At 49.5% G+C, this 20098-nt stretch carries 16 protein-coding genes; 9 read left to right on the top strand and 7 right to left on the bottom strand.

The window, feature by feature from the left end:
- From MUB35_RS18620 to MUB35_RS18595, 6 genes are all read left to right on the top strand, one after another.
- The gene (locus MUB35_RS18620) at positions 1–1497 is read left to right on the top strand and encodes an HAL/PAL/TAL family ammonia-lyase (protein WP_033143927.1); all 1497 of its coding nucleotides are present in this window, start codon (positions 1–3) and stop codon (positions 1495–1497) included.
- A 106-nt stretch (positions 1498–1603) separates the two neighbouring features.
- Entirely contained in the window at positions 1604–3211 is a 1608-nt protein-coding gene (locus tag MUB35_RS18615; protein ID WP_054353703.1) for a BCCT family transporter, read from the top strand.
- Positions 3212–3285: 74 nt separating this feature from the next.
- Entirely contained in the window at positions 3286–3606 is a 321-nt protein-coding gene (locus MUB35_RS18610) for a hypothetical protein (protein ID WP_033143993.1), read from the top strand.
- Positions 3575–4159: a HutD family protein gene (locus MUB35_RS18605; RefSeq protein ID WP_244806603.1), complete on the top strand. Its 585-nt coding sequence runs from the start codon at positions 3575–3577 to the stop codon at positions 4157–4159. The genes MUB35_RS18610 and MUB35_RS18605 overlap by 32 nt, the downstream gene beginning before the upstream one ends.
- A gap of 127 nt (positions 4160–4286) precedes the next feature.
- A complete protein-coding gene (locus MUB35_RS18600; protein WP_244806602.1) occupies positions 4287–7271 on the top strand; it encodes an AAA family ATPase in 2985 nt (994 codons plus the stop codon).
- 148 nt (positions 7272–7419) lie between these two features.
- Positions 7420–9462 carry a urocanate hydratase gene (locus tag MUB35_RS18595; protein ID WP_186971063.1) on the top strand — a complete coding sequence of 681 codons (2043 nt, stop codon included), beginning with the start codon at positions 7420–7422 and terminating at the stop codon, positions 9460–9462.
- Between the two features lie 147 nt (positions 9463–9609).
- Here MUB35_RS18595 and MUB35_RS18590 read toward each other — a convergent pair whose 3' ends face one another.
- Positions 9610–10482 (bottom strand): AraC family transcriptional regulator, encoded by an 873-nt coding sequence (locus MUB35_RS18590; RefSeq protein WP_033141359.1) that lies wholly within the window; start codon positions 10480–10482, stop codon positions 9610–9612.
- Between the two features lie 321 nt (positions 10483–10803).
- On the opposite strand from MUB35_RS18590, the gene MUB35_RS18585 reads away from it, so the two are divergent.
- The 3 genes from MUB35_RS18585 to MUB35_RS18575 all read left to right on the top strand — a co-directional run bounded on the left by MUB35_RS18585 (position 10804) and on the right by MUB35_RS18575 (position 13944).
- A complete protein-coding gene (locus tag MUB35_RS18585; protein WP_033141360.1) occupies positions 10804–12147 on the top strand; it encodes an ABC transporter substrate-binding protein in 1344 nt (447 codons plus the stop codon).
- A gap of 78 nt (positions 12148–12225) precedes the next feature.
- Positions 12226–13074: a carbohydrate ABC transporter permease gene (locus MUB35_RS18580; protein ID WP_052099451.1), complete on the top strand. Its 849-nt coding sequence runs from the start codon at positions 12226–12228 to the stop codon at positions 13072–13074.
- 21 nt (positions 13075–13095) lie between these two features.
- Complete coding sequence (locus tag MUB35_RS18575) at positions 13096–13944, top strand: carbohydrate ABC transporter permease (protein ID WP_033141362.1); 849 nt, start codon at positions 13096–13098, stop codon at positions 13942–13944.
- Positions 13945–14011: 67 nt separating this feature from the next.
- On the opposite strand, the gene MUB35_RS18570 is transcribed toward MUB35_RS18575, so the two are convergent.
- From MUB35_RS18570 to MUB35_RS18545, 6 genes are all read right to left on the bottom strand, one after another.
- Positions 14012–15439, bottom strand: a complete 1428-nt coding sequence (locus MUB35_RS18570) for a HAMP domain-containing sensor histidine kinase (protein WP_244806601.1) — start codon at positions 15437–15439, stop codon at positions 14012–14014.
- 17 nt (positions 15440–15456) lie between these two features.
- Positions 15457–16149: a response regulator transcription factor gene (locus tag MUB35_RS18565; protein ID WP_033141364.1), complete on the bottom strand. Its 693-nt coding sequence runs from the start codon at positions 16147–16149 to the stop codon at positions 15457–15459.
- Between the two features lie 24 nt (positions 16150–16173).
- A complete protein-coding gene (locus MUB35_RS18560) occupies positions 16174–16953 on the bottom strand; it encodes a lantibiotic immunity ABC transporter MutG family permease subunit (RefSeq protein ID WP_244806600.1) in 780 nt (259 codons plus the stop codon).
- Complete coding sequence (locus tag MUB35_RS18555; protein ID WP_033141366.1) at positions 16950–17720, bottom strand: lantibiotic immunity ABC transporter MutE/EpiE family permease subunit; 771 nt, start codon at positions 17718–17720, stop codon at positions 16950–16952. The genes MUB35_RS18560 and MUB35_RS18555 overlap by 4 nt, the downstream gene beginning before the upstream one ends.
- Positions 17701–18420 carry a lantibiotic protection ABC transporter ATP-binding protein gene (locus MUB35_RS18550; protein ID WP_033141367.1) on the bottom strand — a complete coding sequence of 240 codons (720 nt, stop codon included), beginning with the start codon at positions 18418–18420 and terminating at the stop codon, positions 17701–17703. Before MUB35_RS18550 ends, MUB35_RS18555 begins: the two co-directional genes overlap by 20 nt.
- A gap of 88 nt (positions 18421–18508) precedes the next feature.
- Positions 18509–20050 carry an ABC-F family ATP-binding cassette domain-containing protein gene (locus MUB35_RS18545; RefSeq protein ID WP_244806599.1) on the bottom strand — a complete coding sequence of 514 codons (1542 nt, stop codon included), beginning with the start codon at positions 20048–20050 and terminating at the stop codon, positions 18509–18511.
- Between the last annotated feature and the right edge of the window lie 48 nt (positions 20051–20098).

Below are 20098 nucleotides of genomic sequence, written 5' to 3'. Positions count from 1 at the left end.
ATGCAGGAGAAGGTAATTCGGCTGACCGGAAGTGAGCTGACGATTTCCCAGATCAAGGAAATCGCATTTGAAAATGCAAAAGTGGAAGTGGATGCAGAAGCCATGGACAAGGTCAGGAAAGCCAGAGAGCTGATTTTTGAGCTGGATAAACGCGGTGTTGCAGTTTACGGGCTGAATACAGGTGTGGGCTGGAACAAGGACAAGGTGGTGTATGCAGACCGATACGACGCCTACAACAAGAATCTTTTGAGAAGCCATATGATCGGTGTGGGGCCGGAGTGCAGCATTCCGGAGACAAGAACCATCATGGCTGTCCGTTTGAACGGTTTTCTCTGCGGTCACACAGGTGTGGCCCCGGAGATTGTGCAGTATTATGTGGAATTTTTAAACAGAGGCGTCCATCCGGTCATGAAGAGCCGGGGCAGCGTGGGGGAAGCAGATATCGCAACCCTTCCCGCCATTGGACTGACAGCCATCGGGGAAGGCGAAGCTTATTACCAGAACCAGCGCATGGAAAGTGCGAAAGCGCTGGAGCTGGCAGGTTTGGAGCCGCTGAAGCTGGGACCAAAAGACGGCCTGGGCATTGTCTCCTCCAATGCCCAGGGAGCCGCTTTCGCAGCCATGGGAGTCATTGAGGCGGAACAGTTTATTGAGCGTTACAGAAGGGTATTCTGCCTGGCGCTTGAGGGGCTGAACGGCGTGCTTGACCCCATGGACGAGAGCGTGAACCGGGAGAGGGGCTATCAGGGCCAGATAGAATCAGCCAGAAAATGTAAGGAGCTCTTAAAGGGCAGTTATCTGGAAAAACCCTGGGAGGGCAGAGCCCTTCAGGACCCATTGAGCTTCCGGTGCCAGAGCGCCATCACAGGTTCTGTGATGGATGCCCTGGGCTACCTGAAACAGCAGCTTAGTGTGGAGTTAAATGCCACAGATGACAATCCATGCCTGCTTCCTGAGGAGGACAGAATGTGCGGAAGCCCTAACTTTGAACCGCTTACCTGGGTACTGGCTGTGGAGATGGCGAGCACGGGACTGGCACATATGTCAAAGATGATCTCCCAGCAGATTTTAAGGATCGGTGACCCGGGCTTTACAAAGCTGAACCGTTTCCTGACACCTGTGGAGGGCGCGGTCATTGCCTACGGAACCATTCAGAAGACCGTGTCTTATCTGGATACGGAGAACCGCATGTATGCCAATCCATGTTCCCTTGATTTCCTGAGCATGGCAGGCCATATAGAGGATACCGCAAGCAATTCCACCATGGCAGCGGCAAATATGCGCAGGATCATTGACAACCTGTACTACATGGCAGCCATTGAGCTGATGCATGCAGCCCAGGCCGTGGATTTAAGAGAGAATCCCATGCTTGGGGAGGGGACAAAGCCATTGTTTGAGTCCTACAGGAAAGTGGTCCCCTATCTGGACAATGACAGGAACATGTCGGTGGACATCCAGAAGACTTATGAGTTCCTGAAATCTTATAAGACAGAGTAAATAAGACTGCAGTAAAGCGGAAAGACCAATCCGCATTACATAAGCGGCTGTCCGGTCATATACCGGGGAGCCGCGGGAAAAAATTATATCACCAGGAGGGTATTCTATGAGTGGAGAAAAGAAACAACAAAAAGCTGTTCGATGGAGTGTGTTTATTCCTGCGTTCATTATCATCGGCGGCGGAGCACTTCTGGGAATCCTGAAAAATGAGTGGCTGACGGAAGTCTGCTCAGCTATTTTCGGATGGTCCCTGAAGAGCTTTGGATGGCTGTATCAGCTGGTAGCTATTTTCTGTCTGGTTGTGGTAATGATACTTACATTTTCCAAACTGGGCAAGGTCAGGTTCGGAGGCCGCAATGCCAAGGCAAAGCACTCCTTTGGTTCATGGTTCGCCATGACGCTGACAGGCGGTATCGCTACAGGATGTATCGTGTACGGTGCCAATGAGGTAATGATTTATTACGGCAGTATTTACGGGGAACTGGGAGGCTACGGCATTGAGCCGCTGACCCAGGAGGCTGCCATGTTCGGTATGGGCCGTGTGTTCTACAACTGGACATTTATCCCTTACGCAATGTACTCCATCGTTGGATGTGCAATGGCTTACATTTATTTCAACAAGAAGGAAGAACTGTCTGTGGCAGCTTCCCTGACTCCTCTATTTGGACAGAGAGTCAAATACGGTGTACTGAGAAGCATCATCGACGTAATTTCCATCGTGGCTCTGGCACTGGGACTTTCCAGTAATCTGGGTATGGGACTGGCTCTGATCGGTTCCGGTCTGGAGGCAGCTTACGGTATCAAGCAGGGACCGGTTGTGTGGATCACCTTGTTCGTGATCATTACGGCCACCTTTACCATTGCCTCTGTGGCTGGCCTTGATAAAGGTATCAAGTGGCTGGCGAACGGAACTTCCAAGATCTTCTATGTGCTTCTTGTATTCCTGTTGATCGCAGGACCGACGGTGTACATACTGAACATGATGAATACAGGTATCGGATACTGGGGCGACCACTTCCTCTCATGGGGACTTGACCCCGGAAATGTAGGCGGTGAGGCACTGGTTACCTGGTGGACCATGTTTGACTGGGCGTGCTGGATCGCTTATGCGCCGCTGATGGCTATCTTCTTTGCTATGATTTCCTACGGAAGAACCATTCGCCAGTTCATGATCGTAAACTGGATCATGCCGTCTACCTTTGGCCTTATCTGGTTCTCCGTATGGAGCGGAACTGCACTCAACTGGCAGGATATCGGAAAGGCGGATCTGATTGGGGCGATCCAGAACGGCATTGCGGTGTCCGGTCTGTGGGAGCTGCTTAAGAAGATGCCGATCAGTTTTATCCTCATTCCTCTTATCATGATCACCATGATAGCGGCGTTCTCAACCACGGCGGATACCATGTCCACCACCATCTCCCAGATTTGTACGGAGGGTTCCAGCTACGATGAGGAGCCTGCAAACTGGCAGAAGATCGTATGGGGCGTTTCTATCGGTATCATTTCCGTGATCATGGTAATCTTCGGCGGAGGACAGCAGGGCGTGGAAGGCGTGAAATATCTGTCGGGTGTAGGCGGATTCTGCGTACTGCCTATCTTCATCCTGCAGCTTGCGTCCACCTTTAAGATTTTCTTTATTGATAAGATCATTGAGGATGTGGATGATGTGGTCGATGTGGAGCCTCAGGTGCTTGAGGAACATGCAAAAGCCTGAACTTGAGTTTTTGTCTGCTGCTTTACAGATAAGATTTTTTGCGGTATAGTTTAAAGGATAGGAGTAGTGAGCGTATGAAAAAAGAACCGGAAAGAGTGGAGATGGATCTCCAGAAGATATTTTTGACACCGCCTAACACCATGAAAGAAAAGATAACGCTGGTGATCATGATGGTTGTCGTATTTGTGATGTTTTTCGGGCCGGTTACATTTACGGAAATATCTCCCGTAAAAGGGATTATTTTATCAGCATTTCCCGCCCTTACAATTTCCTGGGGCTGGATGGTGCTTTTAAGAAGCCTGTTTCGGAAGAGGGAATTCTGTAAGAACCCTGAGCCGAAGGCAAAGAAAGGGGAAAAACGTCATGAATGCCAGTATCACTGTAAGAAACGCTGAGCAGTATCAGACTTCTGTCTGGTCAGGAGGAACCACAACACAGCTCTTTATCTATCCTGAGGATGGGGATTACAAGGAGGGCACCTTTCAGGCACGCATCAGCAGTGCCACAGTGGAACTGCAGAAATCCAGTTTCACAAGCCTTCCCGGAGTAAAACGCTATCTGATGACTCTGAAGGGACATCTGGATATGATTCACGGTGTCAACACCAAAGCAGAGCTGGAGCCATATGAGGTAGACTGCTTTGACGGAGGTGTGCCCACAGTCAGCTACGGGAAAGTGACAGACTTTAACCTGATGCTGAAAAACGGCGCGGACGGCAGGATGGAGGCCGCTATACTGGAGGCCGGACAGTCCTGTATGCTGGAGCCGGAAGGCATGTTTGACCTGCTGGCTGTCTACGTGGGTGAGGGATGTATCTGTGTTTCGGATCATACGGTGAAAGAGGACGAACTGCTTCTGTGCCAAAACTGGGAAGAAGCGCTTGCCGTACAGAGTACGGGTGATACCGCCGCAAAACTCGGTATCTGTAAAGTAAAAAAAGCAGAATAAAGATGATCGGCAGCAGGGCCGCCGCTTTGGTGAATTTCCGAAGCGGCGGCCTTTTTGCTTTACTTTATGTCGGATTTTGTATAAAATGGAGTGCAGAAGCAACAGGTTTTTCGGAAAGGAGAAAATTGTGTCAACAGTTCAGATATATGTGTTACAGACACCGCAGATTTTACTGGATGGGGAACAGGTCATACTGCCTTATAAGAAGGCAGAGGCGCTTCTGTTCTATATGGCCATTGAGAAAAAGGCCACAAGGGACCAGATTGCGGCCCTTCTCTGGGATTCCTGTGATGAGGCCACCGCAAAGAAGAATCTGAGGCATGCACTGTACACCATTCGCAAAATATTTCATACAGATCTTGTCTCCTCACCGACAAGGCAGACCCTGGAGCTGAATCCGGAACTTATGTTTCTTGTGGATTACGATGCATTCATGGAAAAAAGAGATCCGTCTCTCTACCGGGAGGAGCTTCTGGGCGGATTTTATATAAAAAATGCGTACCCTTACGAAGAATGGCTGACCATGAAAAGAGGGCTGGCAAAAGAGGCATTTTTGAGAGCCATTTATGAGAAGATGCAGAGCGAAGCAGATCTTTCCGTGGCGGAAGGGGAAACCCTGTTCGAGCGCTATGTACAGGAGGACCCTTTAGACGAGCGGGTATATCTGCGCATGATGGAGATATATGAGAGTGCGCATCTTTACTACAAGGGCATCCGCCTGTACCAGCAGCTTGTGAATCTGCTGAATACAGAGCTCAGGGTGGCGCCCCGCAGGGAAATACGGGAACTTTACAGGAAGCTTCTCCACGTCTGGTCAGAGGAGGGGGAGAAGGAGGAGGAACATTCAGGGGAAGTATGTACAGGCCGCGAGCGCGAACTGCAGCTTCTCCAGGCCTCATACCGTCAGTTCTTGTCCGGTTCGCCCACCTCTGTTCTGCTTTCCGGCAAAAGCGGTGTGGGCAAAACTTATCTGGCAGAGCGGTTCCTGGAAGAGATCACAGAGGAAAACACAGTCATTTTACGGGCCGTCTGTCTGGAAAATGAACAGAATATCGTGCTTCAGCCATGGAATACCATTATGATGCAGGTAAATTCCCTTCTGAAAAAGCAGGATTTTGCTCTGGACAAAAAATATCTGCAGGCAGCAGAGCTTTTGTTTCCGCTTTTCGATACCCAGGATGTGAAAGAACCGGTATTGGGTGATACCACGATTTCCTACAGCTACCGGGCAACCAGGAATCTGCTCATAAAATTATTTGAGGAGATCGGGGAACAGGTGCTGGTGGTACTTTTTTTCGACAATATACAGTTTATGGATGAGACGAGCCTGGAATTTCTCTCCCTGCTCATACGGGCCAAGAATCCCAATATTATGGTACTGGCCACCAGTCCCTGTATCTTTACCCAGCCTTTGCGGACAGCCCTGAAGCCTCTTTTGAAGGAGGAATGTCTTCAGGAGATCACGCTGTTTCCTTTTACCAGGGAGGCTGTCAGAAAAATTCTGGCAGGGAGACTGGGGGAGGAGCGGGTCAGCGAAGAGTTTTTAGACACTATTTACAGCGAGACATCCGGAAATGCCCTGTATCTGAAGACGCTGCTGGACTGCTGCGGGGACGGAAGGCTGGAGGCCGGTGATATCACGCCTCTGAACCAGGTGTGGGAGCAGAAGATGGCAGCGCTGCAGAAAAAGACAAGACAGGTGCTGGAACTCATATCCTCCTGCCAGGCCTGGGCGGATATGGATGCCTGCATGCAGATTCTTAAATGTGATGAGATGGAGATCCTGGATGCTGTGGATGAACTGAAGGAGCAGGGATTTATAAAAGAACAGCAGGACAGTGAGAAAGTGCGGTTCTTTTTCTGCCATGACAGCATACAGAAGTTTGTACATACAAAAATGTCCCCCTCCAAACGCCGTGTATTCCACAGAAAACTGGCAGAATATATTGAGGGGCTGCCGCTCTATGAAGCCAACAGATACGAGCGTCTGATTTACCACTATACTCTCTGCGGGGACAGGGAGAAGGCGCTGGAGTACAGGATTCGGGCACTGACAGAATATTCTTACAGGTATTATGAGCTGTATCCTCTCTTCCCTGCCGGAGGGAAAAAGGAAGTGCAGATGGATTCCGTGCTGGATTACTGCAGGCAGCTTGAGGAAGAACTTCTGGAGCTGAGCCAGAGAAATCCCCAGAAGGAGTCATATCTGAAGCTGCATGTGAGCCTTATGCAGGCTACAGCCCAATACTGCATTCCTCAGGGATATTACGAGGAGGGGGCACAGTATATTGAAAAGGCCCTGAAGTCCAATGTCCTTGCAGGAGATGACCCGGCAGAAAAGATCAGATGTCTGCGTTTTCTCATATATCAGCAGACCAATCTGTGGAAGGTAGAGCACACGGAAGAGTATCTGGAGGAAAGCCTTGTGCTGGCAAAAAAGAACGGACTGCAGGAGGATCATGCCATAACCTGCCGTCTCTATGGACTCTATCTGTCTATGAAGGGCAGGTTTGAGGAGGGGATGGAGTATCTGGTAAAATCCCTGGAATTTTTTAAGAATGCTCCGCTTAAGTCCAGAATTTATGCGCTGAATATTGCTGCGTGCTATAATTACATGGGCGAAATACGGAGAAAACAGAGGGATTTTGAGGAGGCAAACAGATATTACAGACAGGCGGTTGCCACCTGCGACAGCAACCACTGTCCCTGCAACGCCACGTTCTATTCCAATATGGGGCGCTCCTATCTGGCAATGGGGAAGACGAGACAGAGCGAGGAAGCTCTTTATCAGGCAGACCGTGTGTACGAGGAGTCCTTTACCCTTATCGGGCGTTCCATTACCAAAGGGTATCTGGCGGTTTTGGAGGCAGAAAAGGGAAATAAGGCGGAAGCGGTCCGGTATCTGGAGGAAGCCATGAAGAGCGCGCACCAGTTTGCCTCACCCTATGCGAAAGGGCTTCTGGCACTGACTGAGGCAGAACTGCTGGTACGTTTTCCGGAGGATTTCAGGGATATCCTGACAGAGCCTGTGGAGGTGTACAAAGAGAGGGCAAGACGGTGTCTGGAGGAAATACCGGGGGCCTATGAAATCCGCTGGCTGGAGGATATTTGAAAAATTCGACGAAATTAAGGCAAAAATAGTTGATAATTCACAAAATTTTAATAGTTTCGGCGTCTTCTTCGACGCTTTCTTGACTAACTGTATGGTAAAGTCTATATAAAGATTCGATGTAATAAACAGGAAAAGGAGAAGATGAGAGATGAACAATGCGGAAATCGGAAAAGCAATGGTAATCAAACTGGATCCCGTTCTGCCGGAGTACCCGACCTTTAAAGAAGGTGTCAGAAGAGCCCCGAAAAGAGAGCTGACCCTGAACAAAAGAGAGATCAAGCTGGCGGTAGCAAACGCCCTCAGATATGTGCCGGAAGAGCTGCACGAACAGCTCGCACCGGAATTTTTAGACGAACTTCTGACAAGAGGACGTATCTACGGATACCGTTTCATGCCGAAGGAAAGGATCTACGGAAGACCGATCGATGAATATAAAGGAAAATGTGTGGAAGGAAAGGCATTCCAGGTCATGATCGACAACAACCTGGACCATGATGTTGCCCTTTACCCCTACGAGCTTGTTACATACGGAGAGACCGGCCAGGTATGCCAGAACTGGATGCAGTACCAGCTCATCAAGAGATACCTGGAGGAGCTCACAGACGAGCACACCCTTGTGATGATGAGCGGCCATCCCATGGGCCTGTTCAAATCCCACAAGACCAGCCCCCGTGTCATCGTGACCAACGGCCTGATGGTGGGAATGTTCGACAACCCGGAGGACTGGGCAAAGGCCACAGCCATGGGCGTATCCTCCTATGGACAGATGACAGCCGGCGGCTGGATGTACATCGGCCCGCAGGGCATCGTGCACGGAACCTTTAATACTATCCTGAATGCAGGACGTAAGTTCTTAGGCGTACCGCAGGACGGGGACCTGGCAGGCCATCTGTTCGTTACGAGCGGCCTGGGCGGCATGAGCGGTGCACAGCCAAAAGCCATAGAGATCGCAAGAGGAGTGGGTATCGTAGCAGAGGTGGATGCCTCCCGTATCGAGACCCGCCACAGCCAGGGCTGGGTGAGCCTGGTGATCGAGGATGCCGCTGAGGCATTCCGTGTGGCAGAGGAATATATGGAGAAGAAAGAGACCGTATCCATTGCCTACCATGGAAACATCGTTGACCTGCTGCAGTACGCAGTGGACAACAACATCAAGATAGAGCTGTTATCTGACCAGACAAGCTGCCATGTGCCGTACGACGGAGGCTACTGCCCGCAGGGCCTGACCTTTGAGGAGCGCACGGAGATGCTGGCAAACGATAAAGAGAGATTCTGCGAGCTGGTGGACCAGACCCTGGTAAAACACTACCACCTGATCAAGACCCTGGTGGAGAGAGGCTCCTACTTCTTCGATTACGGAAACTCCTTCATGCGTGCCGTGTTCGATGCGGGAGCAAAGGACATCGCCAAGAACGGCGTGGACACAAGCGAAGGATTCATCTTCCCGTCCTATGTGGAGGATATCCTGGGACCGGAGCTGTTTGACTACGGATACGGCCCGTTCCGCTGGTGCTGTCTGTCCGGCAAGCCGGAGGACCTGCGTGCCACAGACCATGCAGCCATGGAAGTGATCGACCCGAACAGAAGGAGCCAGGACAGGGATAACTACATCTGGATCCGTGACGCAGAGAAGAACAAACTGGTAGTGGGCACCCAGTGCCGTATCCTGTACCAGGATGCCCTGGGAAGAAGGGACATCGCGCTGAAGTTCAACGAGATGGTAAGGAAGGGAGAGATCGGACCGGTGATGCTGGGCCGTGACCACCACGACACAGGCGGAACAGACTCTCCGTACAGAGAGACCTCCAATATCTATGACGGATCCAACATCACAGCGGACATGGCAGTACACTGCTATGCAGGAAACGCAGCCAGGGGAATGAGCCTGGTAGCCCTGCACAACGGAGGCGGAGTCGGCATCAGCAAATCCATCAACGGAGGATTCGGAATGGTGCTGGACGGAAGCGAGAGAGTGGATGAGATCTTACGGGCAGCGATCCCGTGGGATACCATGATCGGTGTATCGAGAAGGAGCTGGGGAAGATGCGAGCACTCCATCGAGACCGTAGCAGAGTACAACAAGACAAGGGAAGGGCAGGATTACATCACCATGCCGTACCTTGCAGATGAAGATATGATCGAGAGAGTATGCAAAGACGTTGCAGTGGAAGAGCATCACGCACACCACTGATTTGAAAAATAAAGGCCACAATATTCATTCCTAAATAAACAAAAGAGGCTGCCGGCTTGCCGGCGGTCTCTTTTGTTTATGGTCAGCACTACATCAACAAAAACCGCACCGGATACGAGGCGTAGGAGCCAACGGAGAATCAGGCTGTCATAGCTTATTCTGCTTCCGCCACGTACTCGGTGATATACCCATCTGTTTCTTAAACGCTCTTAAGAAGTTCAATTCATTTTCATATCCCACATGATAAGCAATCTGGTAGACCGGAAGATTGGTACTCGCCAGGAGATCCAGAGATTTGTTGATCCGAAACTGGATCAGATATTCCTGCAGGGACATATGCAGGTTGGCGCGGAATAATTTGGTCAGGTGGCTTCTGCTCACATTACAGTAGTTGGATATTTCGTCCAGAGAGCGGATGCCGGCGTATTCTGCGCCTATGTAGCGTACCGCCTCGGATATGTATAGGTCGGCGATGCGGATATTGGCGTGCCCGGATTTGATGGAGCCTGCCGCGTTTTTGATCAGGGTGTCAAAAAACAGGTGCAGATGCCCTATGATAAATGCCTTGGAGGCGTGGGGATGCTGCAGGATGGCGGACAGATGCTCTTTTATGCTTGTGGTGGTCTGTGCGCTGTAATCCTTGGGATGATAGACGGGCGAACCGTGGTTCAGTCCGCAGGCACGCAGGTACTGGGGAACGCATAACCCCTTGAAGAGAATCCAGATGTAATGCCACGGTTCCTTCTCATCCGCATGATATATGTGTTTGCTGTGCGGCTCAAAAAGAAATCCCTCCCCTGCATTGATCTCGATACTGCCGGATATGTCTGCCAGGATCTTGTTGTCAGAGCAGGTGGACGGCGCGTAAGAGATATAGCCTTTTCCGGAAAGCACATAATGGAAAATATATTCATTCCTGATGTACGGACCAAAAGAATAAAGCGGGGTACATTGCTGGTCGCCGATTTCCAGTAAATTTAAGTCCTGGTATTCATTAAAGTTAAAGATGTAGCTTTCCATATGTATGCCTCCTGAGTAAAAATGAATTTTCGCAAAAGCGGAGATTGCATTGTTATTTTATAGACTGAAAAGAAAACTGTAAAGTAGAAAAAAATAATGAAAAAATGCGAAAAATAGAGGCTGTAATTTAAATATACTATCAAAATCGCGCATGTATATACAAAATACTACTTTGTACATCCAAATTGTACACATATTGCCAGCTTATGATGTTTTGTGGAAAATGACGAAATGTTATAATGATAAACATCATATATGAGACATATTTCCTTAATGCAAAAAGAAATGTGTAAAAAATAATGACATATGGGAGGAAAAGTTATGAGAAACAAAAAACGTTATTGGGCATTAGGTTTAACAGCATGTATGCTGGCGTCCGTCATGGCCGGATGCGGCTCCGGGGGAGGTACGGATTCCAAGGGAAGTTCCGGCGGCAGCAAGGACAGCGGTACTGAGGCATCGGGAACCTCTTCCGACAAAGAAGTGAAGCTCACCATGCTGGGCTGGGAGATCTACCAGCAGGCAGGTATGGAGGCACTGGCAAAGGCTTATCACGAGCAGCATCCCAATGTGACCATTGACGTACAGATTTCCACATGGAGTGAATACTGGACAAAACTGGAGGCAATGGCAAACAGCAACTCTCTCCCCGACATTTTCTGGATGCACACAAATGAATTCAGCAAATATGCGGAAGCAGGCATTCTGGCAGATCTGACAGACCTGTACGATGAGGGAAAAGATTATTACACCAAGAACTTTGCAGAGAATCTGGTCCAGAACTTTACCTATGAGGACAAGGTTTACGGTGTTCCGAAAGATGTAGATACTGTGGCGCTTGTCTACAATAAGGACATTTTCGATGAGGCAGGTGTCTCCTATCCGGATGATACATGGACATGGGATACGTTGGTGGAAGCATCTCAGACCATTCACGACAAGACAGGAAAATACGGTATTATGGCTGATCACAACGAGCAGGAGGGCTGGCTGAATACCATTTACCAGGCAGGCGGTTTCTATGTAAATGAGGACAAGACAAAAGCGGGCTTTGAAGACCCGGGTACCCAAAAAGGCTTAAAAGAGTACATGGACTGGCAGCTTGCCTATGATTTCTCACCGAATCAGTCAGAGCTTTCCGACCTGGGAAAGGCAGAGCGCTTCTTTGCAGGCGAGGGTGCCATGATGTATTTCGGAAGCTGGGGCATCAACAACCTGTATATCAATTATCCTGACCTGAACTGGGATGTGGCAGTGCTTCCAAAATGCCCGGATCCGGTCAAAGGCGACGGACGTGCCAGCATTTCCAACGGACTTGCATACGCCACAGCAGCAGATAACCCGAACCTGGATGTGGTAAAAGATGTCCTGAAATTCCTGGGAACCGAGGAGGCAGCCATTATCCACGGAGAAAACGGAGCAGCGATCCCGGCCTTCAACGGAACAGGCGAATCCTGGTCCAAAAACTATGAGGGTAAGAATGTACAGGCATATGTAGACCAGCTTGCGTACAGCGTACAGTATCCCTATTCCAAGACAAAATCCACCTGGTTCCCGGAGGTTGAGGCAACACTTCTGGAGGTATACAGCGGAAATATGAGTTTTGAGGATGCATGTAAACAGTGTCAGCAGCAAGTGGATGAGAGCCTGGCTACAGAACACTGAGAATGAGAGGTGGACGAGGTGGCAAGACAGCAGAAAACAAAGACAAAATACAGCAAAGGTGCGGCAACGGGATTCTTTATGGTGATGCCAACCGTCATCGGATTGATCATCCTGAACATTTATCCGCTGCTTCGGACGGTTTATATGAGCTTTTTCAAATCAGGAGCCTTCGGAAAGTGGACATTTGTGGGACTGGACAATTATATTAAAATGTTCCAGAGCGCCGGCTTCTGGACCATCACGAAAAATACACTGGTATTTATGGTCCTTACGGTTCCGGTGACCGTGATCTTCGGCCTTATCATCGCGGTTCTGCTGGACCAGAAGATCAAGGGAAAAACAGTATTCAGAGCCATTTACTTTCTCCCCATGGTAGTTGCTCCGGCGGCGGTAGCCATGGTGTGGAAGTGGTTGTTTAACTCTGAGTACGGAATCATCAATACCGTACTTGGGGCGCTGCATCTTCCCTCGGATATCAACTGGATCGCAGACCCTAAGACAGCGCTTCTGACCTGCGCCATCGTGACGATTTGGAGCAGCGTGGGATATGATGCCATCCTGCTTCTTTCAGGGCTGCAGAGTATATCCAGAACCTATTATGAGGCGGCAAGGATAGACGGCGCCACAGGATTCCAGCAGTTTCGGAAGATCACGGTTCCCCTGGTTTCACCAACCCTGTTTTTTGTCCTGATGATGCGTGTGATGGCATCCCTGAAAGTATTCGATATTGTCTATATGATGATTGAGAAGACAAACCCTGCGATCCGCAGTGCGGAGACAATCCTTTATAATTTCTATCAGGAAACATTTGTGAAAAATAATAAGGGATACGGTTCTGCGCTGGTTGTCTGGTGTGTGATATTGATCGCCGTTATAACGATCATTCAGTTTATCGGACAGAAAAAATGGGTTACTTACGATGTGTGATGCAGGAGGAGGTTACAGGTGATGGCTGGAGCAAGCAGAAATGGCAGAAAGATCAGCAAAGCCAATATTTTTATATATCTTGTGCTGATACTCGGCAGTGTAATAATGATTTTTCCATTTTTATGGATGATTTTGACAAGTTTTAAGAGTGTACCGGAGACGACATTGGTGCCGCCTACATTTTTCCCGGAGTCGTTTCAGAATACAGCGGCATATATACAGGTGACGAACAGTCTTCCGTTTTTGAAACTGTATTATAATACGCTGATGATGATCTTCATCCGCGTGGTCTGTGCAGTCGTATTTTCGTCCATGGCGGCATACGCCTTTGCAAAAGTACATTTTCCCATGAAGAATCTGTGCTTTGCGCTGGTGGTATCACAGCTTATGTTCCCGGCGCAGGTGTTTATTCTTCCCCAGTATGAAATGATCTCTGCCATAGGCAGGACGGATTCCATCTTCGCGCTGGTGTTCCCGGGACTTGTGAGTGCCTTTGGTACTTTTTTCCTCAGGCAGACGTATATGGGAATCCCGGATGATCTGATCGAGGCAGCCAGAATAGACGGATGCGGGCAGTTCAGAACCTTTGTGAGCATTGCATTTCCGCTTACGAAGACGGCAATCGCGGCACTCGCAGTGTTCACGGCATTGTTTGCCTATGCGGACCTGATGTGGCCGCTGATCGTAAATACCAAGCTGGATATGCTGACGCTTTCCTCAGGATTGTCGACGCTTCGCGGACAGTTTTCCGTGAATTACCCCAACCTGATGGCAGGGTCTGTGCTGGCTATGGTGCCTATGATCGTGATCTATCTGATTTTCCAGAAACAGTTCATTGAGGGCATTGCGCTGACAGGTACAAAAGCATAAAAATATCTGCGCACAGCAGAACAGAAAAAGAAGGCTGGTCTCGCGAAGATCAGCCTTCTTCTTATGATTAAATGCTGTGCCAGAAGGTCACACATGCGCCGCCGGCTTTGGTGTTTCCGATTTCAACAGATCCGCCAAGCTGCCCGGCCAGCTGCGCGGCAATGTACAGGCCCAGGCCGGAGTGGCCTCCTTTACTCTGCCGGGATTCGTCACCGCGGTAAAATTTATCCAGCGCCTTTTTCAAATCTTTCGGGGCAAAGCCGCTTCCTGTATCGCAGACAATATAGCGCAGCCGGTCTTTTTCCGCCTTTACGGAAATGTCTATTCGGCCGCCCTGCGGGGTATACTGCAGGCTGTTGGAGATGACGTTGTCAAGGATACGTGCCAGTTTATCCGCGTCAGTGCAGACAGAACGTGGTATCCGTTCAGGCAGGTGAAGGGAGAGGGTGATCCCCTTTTGGCGGGCAGGCAGTTGGTAGTCCTGAATTTTTTGTGTGAGAAATACAGCGATATCAAGTGGGGACGGTTCCAGTCGGAGGCCGGATCTTTCAAGATCGGAGGCATACTGCATCTGCTGGACCAGGGCAGTGCTTTTCTTTGTGTTGTTCCTGATGACAGTCAGGTATCTGCGGAGCTTTTCCGTGTCGTCCGGTGTGTTTTCAAGCAGGGAGTCTGTATACCCCAGTATGATCGAAAGGGGGGATTTTAAATCGTGCGCCAGGGATTCCGCCATCCAGACACGTTCCTGTTCCATTTCCCACTGGGCGGACAGGGATTTTTTCAGTTCCTCCTTCATCTCTGAAAAGGCACTGCACAGCCTGCCAAGTTCATTGTCTGAAGAATAGTTGATTTCAAAATCCAGATTTTTTTCTTTGATCTTTTTAGAGGCTTCCGTCAAAAGCTGCAGAGGCGCATTTACATTTTTAGCAAAGATTCTTGAAAACAGCAGGGTAAAACCAATCATGTAGAAAAACGGAGAGAGCAAAGCCAGAAGAAGAACGGCAGAGACCATCCATCCTTTATGATTGGCAAATGTGGGGCTTATATGGTAGAAGAGGAGTACAGCACCTGCATATTCTCCGCTTTCCTCTGTGATGGGGACTGTATAAATGTAATACCCCTGACGGATGACGGTTTCATCCGCGAAGCTGTCAAAAAGTTCCTCAGCTGAGGCAAAGGGTTTTTGGACATTGGTGCCGTACAGGAGATTACCCCGGCAATCCACCACCTGATAGAGCATGCCGTCCCCCTGAAAAGAATGTTTTAATCCACTTTCCTCTGATGGGGACAGCAGTGCCCTGTTTTTTTCACGAACGTATGCGGCCACATCGGAAACCTGCTGCTGATAATAATTTGCCGGTAAAATATACCTGTCAAGAGCATAGGCAAACAGGGCGGCAGCCAGCACATAAGTCAGCACGGTGGCTGTCAGGCAGGCTGCCAGGGTCATAAGAAATGTATGCCTGAACTGGGCGGCAAGTGATTTGTTCTTCATTTTATTTTCCCGCCTTTTCACATTTTGTTCCATTTATATCCGATCCCCCAGACTGTGGAAATGTATTCTCTGCCGGGGGTCACTGCGGCAAATTTTGCGCGTATATTTTTGATCCGCTCCACAACCGTTGCGGAATCCCCCTCGGAATCATAGCCCCAGACTTTTTCATAGATCTGTTCTCTTGAGAAGACCTGGCCTGCGTGGAGGGCAAGGAGCTCCACAATGTCGTATTCCCGTCTGGTCAGATCGATCCTGCTGCCCTCAATTTTGACAGCGCGTTCTTTCAGGTACAGGCAGAGCGTTCCGAAATAGAGTTTGGAGCGTTTATGCTCTGCATTGATATATTGTGAGCGCTTTTCCCTTCGCAGATTGGCGTCAATCCGTGCCATCAGTTCCCGAAGACCAAAGGGTTTTGTCACGTAATCGTCACCGCCAAGGGTCAGTCCCCTGACTTTATCCGTCTCGGACTGTCTGGCACTCAAAAAAATAATGGGGCACAGGACCTCGTCCCGGATTGCCCGGCAGACTTCAAATCCATCAGTTCCGGGCATCATAATGTCCAGTATAATAAGATCAGGCTGTTTTTTGGAGAGCTCTATGCCGGTCTGTCCGTCATAGGCAGTGAGTACGTCATGGCCTTTTGCGCGCAGCTCGTCCTCCAGCAGCATGACCAGGTCTGTTTCATCGTCAATGATCAGTATTCTGCTCAAGATAGTTTTCCTTTCTTTTTTTGGTTACTCGCAGTTTTTCCTTCCTTCCCATAAATGAAACCACATCATTCCGCCTGCCAGGAAGAGAAGCAGGCCGGCTGCGGCTGCACTGAATCCCACGGCGGCTGTGTGCATGATACCGGAAAAAATCTCTGTGGATCGGATGGCAGCGCTTTCTTCCGGAATCAGAGCACCCGGCAGCATACCTAATTTTACCGGCCATGTCCAGGGAATCAGGGGCCAGATCCGGGATCCCATGCCGGTGAGTCCCAGAATGGCTGCCATGAGCAGACCGCCCATGCTGATGCCGATGGAAGCGCCCATGCCCCATGCAAAACTTATCCACAGGTGGAGGGCAAGGAGGGGAAGTGTTCCCACCACCATAAGGGCAGCAGCCGGAAGAAACAGCCGGAATGAGACAACTTCCGGCATTATCGGCTTTACGCAGACGCAAAGTGTCAGCACCGCTGTAAAGGTACAGGCGGTCAGGCAGAACAGCAGAAGCGAGAACTTTCCCATATAAAGTTTGATTCTGGAAATACCGGTTCCTAAAAATCCGTTAAAACTGCCGGCAAGCTCTTCCTCATGTACAAGAAATCCTGCGAAGACACCTGCCCCTATGGGAATGAAAAATACGGTCCATATGGTAAAAAATCCTTCAAAGGCAAATGCCTGTGTACTGCCGGGATGTGATATGAGGTAGGCGGCTGCACAAAGGGAAAAAAGGACCGGCATACAGAATGTGAGAAAACGGATCGCCGTCCGTTTTGTCCTGAGCCATTCTGAACATAAAAAGCGCATCATTTCGCCTCCCTTCTTGCGAACCAGGCTGCAGTGAGCAGTGTAAATGCAGAAAACGCAGCCAGAGAGACAGCAAGTCCCACAGGAATCACAGAAAAATCCAGAAGGGGATCACCTGCATGTAAAAGGATGCCGTTTGGATGTACACCGATCAGGGGACACATCATTCTTGTGGCCCAGCTCCAGGGAACTGCCATCCAAAAAGACATTGGCGCTGCCAGGACTCCTGTGATCATACCCAGGAATCCGATTCCCATACTGAGAAATAATCCCTTCCACACAGCAGCCCATAGCTGGATGGGAATCAGTGTGAGGGAAGAGAGCCAACAGACCATGCCGGCTGTAAAAATCTTCCCGAAGGGCAGGGCTCCCGCATTTGTAAGCAGGCCGGCCGTGACAGCCGCAGCCATGAGGACAAGAGTGGAAAGCAGGCCAAAGAAAGCCATAGCTGTGATCTTATTGATCCAGAGTGCCATAGGATGGATATTGCGGGCACGCAGAGCACGGTAATCTCCGGATTTTTTTTCCTGGGCAGCAGCCAGGGCGGCGAAGAGCGCATAGCCCAGGGGCAGGAACACAAAGGGCCACCAGTTAAAAATAAGGGCTAAAAGACTCTCCCATTTCCAGGAACTGCTCTCAGACATGGGATTTTCCATAAGGGATGTCTGGGTGACCAGGGCGTATACGGCGAAAAATACAGGAATGAATATAATCAGTTTCCCCATAAATGTTCTTTTATATTTTAAAAGCTCAGATTTCAGTCCACTCACAGTTTTTCCCTCCTTTCAGTATAACCTCTGTGAAGAAGTTCTCCAGATTTTCATCGGAATCCGGCATTCCCTGAAATAAAAGCTTTCCGCCGCTGATGATGCCGATGGTGTCCGCAACCTGGGCAACCTCTGACAAAATATGGCTGGAGAGGATTACGGTCATTCCTTTTTCGGAAAAAGAGATGATCAGTTCCCTCAGCTCCTGAATGCCGAAAGGGTCAAGCCCGTTGGTGGGCTCATCCAGGATCAGAAGTTCCGGGTCACTGAGAAGGGCGGCTGCAATGCCAAGCCGCTGCTTCATACCCATGGAAAACTGCGAGACACGCTTTTTGCCGGTGTTTTTTAAATTGACGGTTTCCAGAACCTCTGTGATCTTAGTTTTGGGAATCTTCAAAAGTCTGGTATGCACCAGAAGGTTTTCTTCCGCTGTCAGGTTGCCGTACAGGGCAGGGGACTCAATGAGAGAACCGATTTTGGAAAGGGATTCCCTTTGCCACGGCCTGCCGTCCAGGATAATCCGGCCGCCTGTGGGGCGGAGAAGGCCAACCAGCATTTTCAGCGTTGTGGATTTTCCGGCGCCGTTCGGTCCGAGGAGACCGTAAATACTGCCTCGTTCAATTTGCAGGGAAACATTGCGGACAGCCATTTGTTCTCCATATTGTTTGGATAAGTTTTCAGTTTCAAGAATTAAATTTTTCATGTGTATTTATCCTTTCTTGTAATGGGGCTGTTTCTTTTACAGGAAGAATCGTAGCATGAAAAGATAACGTTTCTATAACGCTTTGGCATTATTTTTTACGCATGATTTTTTCAATGTCAATGGTTCTGTGGACCAGGCCCCCATAGAAGGATTCTTCGTGGGAGACAAGAAGAATACTGCCCGGGAAGTCGAGAAGGGCAGTTCGCAGGGATTCTTTGGCCTGGATATCCAGATGATTTGTGGGCTCGTCCAGGATCAAAAAATTGCAGGGGGTGAGGGTGAGCAGGCATAGTTTGACCTTAGCCTGTTCGCCGCCGCTCAGTGTCCCGATGGCCTGGGATGCGTGTTTGCTTGTAATGCCGCAGAGGGAAAGGTGTTTTCGGATCTCTTTTACGTTCATGGCGGGAAACGCGTCAGATACGATCTGGACCGGAGTGAGAGTGCTGTTTGGCCAGAGCAGGTCCTGTTCAAAATATCCGGTCTTTACCTGTTCGGAAAAGGTATAGCTGCCCTTTTTTGCGGGGATTTGTCCCAGCAGTGTTTTGAGCAGTGTGGATTTACCGATACCGTTGAATCCTGTAATTACGGTTTTCTGTCCGCCTGTAATGGAAAAATCCAGATTAGATAAAAGGGGATAATGGTATCCCACGGACAGGCGATGTACAGACAGATGCTCCGCTGCAGTGAGCGGAAGGCCGGAAAAACGGAAATATGGTTTCAGTTCTTTTAAATCAAGCGCTTCCATTTTATCCATACGGTCCAATTGTTTTTGTCTGCCCCGGGCCATCCGGGATTTGCGGCCGGCTATATTTTTCCGGATAAATTCCTCGGTCTTTTTGATCTCTTTTTGCTGTGCGGAATACTGACGGATATAATCCTCACGGAGCAGAATCTTTTTCTTCAAAAACTCAGAATAGGTGCCATAGTATTTGGATATTCTGCTGTTGTCAATATCACAGATCCGGTTTGCTGTCTTTTCCAGAAAATCATAGTCGTGTGATACGATCAGGAAGGCATTATCAAGGGCTGAGAGATAGTCTGCCAGCCAGGCAACATGTTCTTTGTCAAGAAAATTGGTGGGTTCATCCAGAAGGAGGACGTCCGGTTTTTGGAGCAGCAGTTTTGCCAGAATGACCTTTGCACGCTGACCGCCGCTCATCTGTGACACCGGTCGGGAAAGGCCCAGGGATAAAAGGCCGAGGCCGGAGGCTACCTGTTCGATGCGGGTATCTATGGTATAGAATCCGCTTATTTCAAGTTCTTCCTGGCAGCCTGCTGCTGCCTTTAACGCGTCCATGTCCCCGGCAGCCTGCTCATAGAGGCTGTTCATTTTATCTTCCAAAACATAAAGGGAGTGAAACGCGGAGCGGAGAAAATCCTCCATGGTCATGCAGGGGTCGATCTGTGCATACTGGTCCAGATAGCCCACGGTTGTCTTCGGGTGCCAGGTGATCCGGCCTGCGTCTGGGATGAGCTGTTCTGTGCAGATTTTGATCAGGGTACTTTTCCCGGCACCGTTTTGGCCGACGATTCCTATGTGCTCTCCTTTGTTGAGTGTCATTTCGGCATCTTTAAACAGCCGGCCTTCGCCGAAGGTGTGTGTCAGGCCGGTGATTTCCAGTAAACTCATGGTTATATGTTTCCTTTCTTTTTTTACAGTCTGAAATTCTAAGTTGTG

Source organism: Blautia sp. NSJ-175 (assembly GCF_022867815.1).
GTDB lineage: Bacteria > Bacillota > Clostridia > Lachnospirales > Lachnospiraceae > Blautia > Blautia celeris.
The sequence above is the reverse complement of the archived record's forward strand: the minus strand, read 5'-3'. Positions and strand labels throughout refer to the sequence as shown.